The sequence below is a fragment of the uncultured Eubacterium sp. genome, from assembly GCF_945980375.1.
In the GTDB taxonomy this organism is placed as follows: domain Bacteria; phylum Bacillota; class Clostridia; order Oscillospirales; family Acutalibacteraceae; genus Eubacterium_R.
Map to the genome: position 1 here is coordinate 39263 of NZ_CAMFQO010000010.1, position 6771 is coordinate 46033.

Sequence of the window (6771 nt, forward strand, 5' to 3'; positions counted from 1 at the left end):
GCTGGGAGGGGAATTATGACTTATACAAGATTTCAGGTCCCGATATTTCATAATACACAAAACACTTTATATTCCGAAGATAACAAGCTAAAGCAAATATCATTTGTAGATTCCTGTGTTGATATGTTTTTATTCTGTGGTGACAAATCACTTGAAATCGGAATGAAAATAGATAGTATAAAAGCACTTTTGGATATTCCGTGGACCAATGATATTGAGAATATTACTGCTTTTGATTTCAGTGAAAAAATAGTTTTTGATTTTGATACAGGCGAAACTAATGCCTGTCTTTTCAACGGCGAAACACTTGTTCAGAGTAAAAATATTTATGAAATAATTGATGAAGATTTAGAAGATATGCTGTGCAAAATCATTTCAAAAAATAATCATGTAAAAGAAAAACTTAAAAATGCTTTTACTGAAAATTATAATATTTTCGTTCCATTCCCTTTGAATGAATTGAACCTGAAATATTTTGCTCTTATGACGCAGTATCAAGGTTATAACAAAGAATTTTATTATTCAATTCCCTTTGATGACCGCAAAACCATTACTCATTTTACATTCAATGACATTTCAAAGGAATTAAAAAACGGCAACAACGCAATGAGTTTGCTTGAAAAATACAATGTCCCTCACAAAAAGTCTATCAAGCGAATATTTGCAGAGAGGCAAGGCTTATTTTTCTATCTCAAAGAATGTGGGATAATGTATAATGTTATTAACAACATTGATTTATTTTCAAGCTTTTTGAATGATAAATTTTGCTATTATATTCTATCATATTTGCATACTTATCCGGCACTTGAAAACTATTTTAAGGACTTTGTTAAATATACAAATATTGTGAGCTTTTGCAACAAGATGAAAAAGAACTTATCTTTTTTGAGTTATGCATTTGAATATAATTCCTTGCGTAGTGATATGAAGCAGGAAAAAATCAAGTATATTAACAAACAACGCTACAAATATGAAGCGTATCCTTGTATTACTATTCCCTTTTCTATAAAGCTCATAAATACCATTGATGTTGAGGTTAAAGTAATCGACGGATACGAATTTATACCGCTGAAAAACACAAGCGATTGCCATATCACAGGCAAACAGCTTTCTAACAGTCTTAAAAATTGGGAATATTTTTACGAGCCTGTTGTTATTGTGCGTGACTACAAAAAAACGATTGCGGCGATTGAATTTTCTGATAATCACCTTCGTTCTGCATACAAAGCATATCACTGTCCTGTAAGTACCGATATTCCTCTTTGTAATACATTGAAAAAATGGTGCGTTGATTCAGGTATTGACTACATTAGCTTTTTTAGCTATTATCAGATTGAGGACCACTAAATATGCCGTTATTCATTGAGAAGGGCACTATTTGTGATAGAATAATTTTAAGTAAAAATTGAAAATCAAGGGAGAAATAAAATTATGAGTAAATATGATGATATTGTTTTGCCGACACCTGATTTTATTGATAAAAAAATCAAAGAATTTGATAATAATGAGCAACTAAATGAAAAAGCATTGGAATTATTATTCAATACATTTAAAAGTAATACGGATGAAAAAGAAATTCTTTTGAAAGTGGTTACGCTCAATAATCGTTATAGCGCAGGCTTAACAGACAATTTTTTGAGCAAAGAAAAATGTGATATATATGAAAAAGAAAACAAGGATAAACCAACAAATGTAATAGTAATGACAAAACACATAGCTGAAATTGAATCACAACAAAATTACTTTTCAGAAGAGGACGATCCAATATCCATTGTTAAAGAACTCAGACATATTGAAGGATATCAAGATTCATACTCTTTTGCAACAAAATATGTTGCGTGGACATTCCGTGATAAAAACATTCCTATTGTTGATGGCTATGTAAAAAAATTATTGTATTCCATAAATAAAAAAAGCAAAGAAGCATGTTTCTATGAAAAGTTAACATGGAATGATTTGGAAGACTATCCAACTTACTGTGAAGTTTACAAATCATTTGTTGAACATTTTAAGTTGGATAACTACAGTTATAAACAGATTGATAAGTATTTATGGCTCTATGGAAAAGAATTAGCCCAAGGTAAAAATACTCAATCACAAGGCACAACACCCCTATAATAATACAGGGGTGTTGTGTTGTTAAAGGCTGTTTAATGCATCATATATTTTGTTGAAAATCAGTTGATTTGGATAATATTTGTAATCCCGGAATATATCTATGCCTCTGTGTTCATAATGTTCAAGTATTGCGGCGGCACAGCCTGCGCTACGGCTTTGCCCGTATTCGCATTGACAGATTATATCCATCCCGTCATTTTTTGCCTTGTCAATAAACTTGGCAAGCACATTTACCTCGGGGAAATATGTTTCATAAGTAAGACCGAAATCCCCAAGCACCTCAATATCAATGTCATAAATCGGAACATAAAACACTCTGTCAGCCTTGCCCGAATAATCAACAAGTGCATAATCGTTCTTGTTTCTGCGGTCAATGGGGTCGTAAAAGCTGATAACCGCCGTGTTTTCGGGAAAACCGTTTCGCAGTAACGACTCAACTGCTTTTCTTGAATAGATCGTAACCTTCATAAAATCAACTCCTTTATACATATAATAACACAGCAGATGCACCGAAATTAGTACATCTGCTGTATGCTTGATTATTTACTTATTTTTCCCTTCTTTTCTTTGCAATTTCGATCCAAGCCTTATGCTCCCAATCAAGCGGAGTTTGATGATCTTTAAAAATCTTAGGTAAATGCTCTTGAAATTCTTTGTATTCGGTATCATCCCATTTACTCCACGGCGTAACCTTTTCCGAGGAATATACTCCTCGAGTCCCGTTCTTCAAAAGATTTTCCTTAACTAATGGCAATGTAACATTTTCGTTGTTCCAAACAGATTCTATAATAAAGCTGTCAACAGGTACTTGGAAATATTTATATAATCCTTGAATTTTCTTGTATTTTTTACAATCAACACAATCATTTTTATATTCAAGAAAAATCTCCGATAAAATATATAAATATTTCATTGTCATATTAACCCATTTTTGAGCATTACCATAAGAAAAAGCAGGACTTTTATCTTTTAAAGACACTTTTTCATAGTGTTTTACTAATTCTTTACAGGTGGCTTTATGCCATTTTTCATAACCATTTGAATTTTCTTTTAATAGCTCTTTTATTGTATTTTCTAATTCTTGTGCAACCTTATCATAATCTATCTCTTCAGCATTTTCCTTTTCTAATGCGTTATAAGCACCTTGCATAGTTGCATCATTATATGCAACTTTAATTGCAGATTTTAATATGGTGTCGAAATTATCTTTAAAACATACACCAAAATATGTAAAAATAAGAAATTCAACCGAATTTTCTAAACTCATAAAAATCCCCTCGGTTATATAATCACTTTCTATATTTGTTGCAAATATCTAAACATTCATCAAGCATATGTATTGCCTTTTTTGCTTCGTCAATTTGTTCATTTATTCTGCCTTTCATTTGTCTGATTGATGAAACGCAGGTTTCAAAGGCTTTGTTTGCATTATGTTTACTTGATTTTTTATCACTATCAAGTATATTAAGTGCATTTTCTATCATATTAAGCCTTATGCTGAGGTCTTCGATATAAATAGCAGAGGGCAATTTTTCGTCCATTGCTAACATATTCATAATGTCATGTACTACTGCAAGGTCTGATTCAAACTCCTCTTCGTCAACACCGTGATCGTCGTTATACTGTTCAAAATAATTATCATATTGCTTTTGCAATTTTTCTTTAGTTTCTTCAATATACTTTAAGTCCTTTGATATATTCTCTTTAATATCCATAATTTCACCTCCAAAATTTCTATCAATATTAAATCATATTGCGTGTACCGAAAATGTCGCATAGGCATTAATGATTTATAATTCAATTATAGCACATTAATACTTAGAAATAAATATGTTCAAAAAACCACCCATAGCACTTGTTACAATACTGTTAGGGTGATGAAATGAACGATAAGGAAATACGAAAAATACTGATTTCATATCTTGAAGCTGTTTGCAGTGAGGTTAGAATTTATCAAGAAAAAAACATCGGTTCATCAATTTGTGATATTATGGCTGTTACAAATTGTTTAACGGGTTTTGAAATAAAAAGTGATGCAGATAATTACACAAGACTTCAATATCAAGTGAATTCATATGATAAATTTTTTGATAAAAACTATATCGTTGTTAGTTCAAAGCACGAAAAATCAGTTCCAAACAAAGTGCCTGACCACTGGGGGATAATGAGCATAAAAAACGATAGCATTGAAATTATCAAAAAAGCAAAAAAGAGCCCTAATGTAAGCAGATACCAACAGTTGTCTGTTTTGTGGAAAGTTGAGCTTAACAATATATTGATTAAAAACAATATGCCGATTTTTGCTCAAAAAAATAAAAACTATATTAAATCTCAACTATCAGACAATGTTGACGAGAAAATTCTCGGTGAACAAATTGCATATGAACTTCTTAAAAGAGATTATTCCGTTTTTAACGCAACTGATTATACAATTCATGCAAATTCTAATATCCCGGAGTTTGAAATTATTGATTGCCTATCCGAAGAAAATGAGATGAATTATTCACTTGATGAATGGATAAATCTTTATAGAAAGGCTCAGGAATTAAAGGCTGAAAAGAAAGCTATATATAGAAATTCTCCTGTAATAAGACCTGCTCACAAAATTAAATATACTGATATTGAAGTCCGCTTGGGTGCTCCGTGGATTTCAAAGGATATAATTGGAGAATTTATATTCTATATAATCAATGGAAAAGAGGCAAAAGACTCAAAGTCATATTTTGTAGAATATGATGATGTCACAGGCAACTGGAATATACCGAATAAGAATTACTACGGCGACAATTTAAGATGTAAAGTTGAATTCGGGACAAATAGGTATAATGCACTTTATATAATTGAAGCAACCCTTAATTTAAGACCAATAAAAATCTGCAATGGCGGAGTATTTGACGAAAAAGAAACAATACTTGCTGTTGAAAAACAGAAAATAATCATAGAGGAATTCAGTAATTGGATATGGAAAAGTGAGGATAGAATTTGGGAGGTAGAGGAAGCATATAACAAGGCTTTTGCGGAATTTAATAAGAAAAATTACGATGGAAGCCGTCTTGAATTTCCTGAGATAGCCGATGGATTTGAGCTTTATGATTACCAAAAAGATGCTGTACAAAAAATAATTTCAGAAAAAAACACACTTCTTGCATTTGATGTAGGAGCCGGAAAAACATACATTATGATTGCGGCAGCTATGAAAATGCGACAAATGGGTATTTCGCGAAAAAATCTTTTTGTTGTGCCAAATAATATAGTCGGTCAGTGGGAAAAGATGTTCCTGACGCTATATCCAAAAGCAAAGTTGTTAACGATTGATTCAAAAACATTCAAACCAGCATTAAGAGAAAAGGTTCTTATTCAAATACGTGACGGCGATTATGACGGAATAATAATGGCTTATAGTTGTTTTGAAATGATACCGTTATCCAGCAACTATGTGCTAAGCCAAATGGAAAAGGATATAGAAGAATTAAATATAGCCGTCCGTCAATACACCGGATACTCCTATGAACAATCGCAAAGGTGCAAAGCTCGAGATAATATTAAGAATCTTGCGTATAAGTTTATGCAAAGTATGGATAAAAAGCCTGTCCATAATGTCACGTTTGACGAGCTTGAAATAAACACAATTTTTCTTGACGAGGCACATAATTTCAAAAATATTCCCATTAAAACAAAAATGCGTGATTTAACAGGGATAAACACAAAAGGTTCATTGAAATGCCTTGAAATGCAAAGAAAAATACAATGCGTTCAGGAGCAAAACGGTGGCAGAGGAGCAGTGTTTGCAACAGGTACTCCGCTTTGTAATTCTATTTCCGATGCGTATGCTATGCAAATGTATTTGCAAAGAGAAAAAATGCACGAGTTAAAGCTTGATATTTTTGATAACTGGGTTAAAACATTTGCCGCACCCGAAGAAATATGTGAAATTGATGTAGATACTTCAAAGTTCAGAATAGTAAGAAGATTTGCAAGGTTTTTTAATTTAAAGGAATTATCAAAAATGTTTTCATCTATTGCTGTTTTTCACGCAGTTGAGCAAACAGGGTTGCCAAAGTTAAATGGATATACAGATGTTGTTATACACAAAAACAAAGCTCTTCGTAATTATATGCTTTCCCTTTGTGAACGCACAGCGCTGATAAGAGATAAGGTCGTTGACAAATCACATGATAATATGTTGAAAGTCAGTGCCGATGGACGAAAGGCAGCGCTTGATTTGAATTTGGTAGGGAAAGAACAAAAATACGATAAAACATCAAAGGTGTTTTTATGCGTAAAAAGAGTTGTTGAAATATACAACAAATATTCGGACACTTCTCAACTTATATTTTGCGACTATTCAACTCCAAAAGGCGACAGATTCAATGTTTATGATAAGCTTAAAGAGCTGTTAATTGATAGCGGAATAAAAGCAAAAGAAATTGCTTTTATTCATTCTTACCAAACAGAAGCAAGAAAAATGAAACTTTATCAAGAGGTTAATGAAGGAAAGATTAAAATTCTGATAGGCTCAACCTTTAAACTCGGAATCGGTGCAAATGTTCAAACAAAGTTAAAGGCGATACATCATCTTGATGTACCTTGGCGTCCTGCCGATGTAGGACGGATTTTGCGGACATTCAAAATAAAAAAGAATGTGGAGGTAAC

General features: G+C 32.2%; 6 protein-coding genes. 3 read left to right on the forward strand and 3 right to left on the reverse strand.

Annotated elements, in window-relative coordinates; translation table 11 throughout:
• The first annotated feature begins 15 nt into the window (after positions 1-15).
• Both Q0P34_RS04360 and Q0P34_RS04365 read left to right on the forward strand, forming a co-directional pair.
• Positions 16-1347, forward strand: a complete 1332-nt coding sequence (locus Q0P34_RS04360; RefSeq protein ID WP_294953411.1) for a hypothetical protein — start codon at positions 16-18, stop codon at positions 1345-1347.
• 84 nt (positions 1348-1431) lie between these two features.
• Positions 1432-2118, forward strand: a complete 687-nt coding sequence (locus tag Q0P34_RS04365; protein WP_294953413.1) for a hypothetical protein — start codon at positions 1432-1434, stop codon at positions 2116-2118.
• 21 nt (positions 2119-2139) lie between these two features.
• On the opposite strand, the gene Q0P34_RS04370 is transcribed toward Q0P34_RS04365, so the two are convergent.
• The 3 genes from Q0P34_RS04370 to Q0P34_RS04380 form a co-directional block, all read right to left on the reverse strand.
• Positions 2140-2586 carry a hypothetical protein gene (locus Q0P34_RS04370; protein WP_294953416.1) on the reverse strand — a complete coding sequence of 149 codons (447 nt, stop codon included), beginning with the start codon at positions 2584-2586 and terminating at the stop codon, positions 2140-2142.
• Positions 2587-2665: 79 nt separating this feature from the next.
• Positions 2666-3385, reverse strand: coding sequence for a hypothetical protein (locus Q0P34_RS04375; RefSeq protein WP_294953418.1), 720 nt, complete (start codon positions 3383-3385; stop codon positions 2666-2668).
• A gap of 22 nt (positions 3386-3407) precedes the next feature.
• Positions 3408-3833: a hypothetical protein gene (locus Q0P34_RS04380; RefSeq protein ID WP_294953420.1), complete on the reverse strand. Its 426-nt coding sequence runs from the start codon at positions 3831-3833 to the stop codon at positions 3408-3410.
• A gap of 167 nt (positions 3834-4000) precedes the next feature.
• On the opposite strand from Q0P34_RS04380, the gene Q0P34_RS04385 reads away from it, so the two are divergent.
• The coding region (locus Q0P34_RS04385; RefSeq protein WP_294953422.1) for a sce7726 family protein at positions 4001-6771 on the forward strand (2771 nt) is incomplete at its 3' end.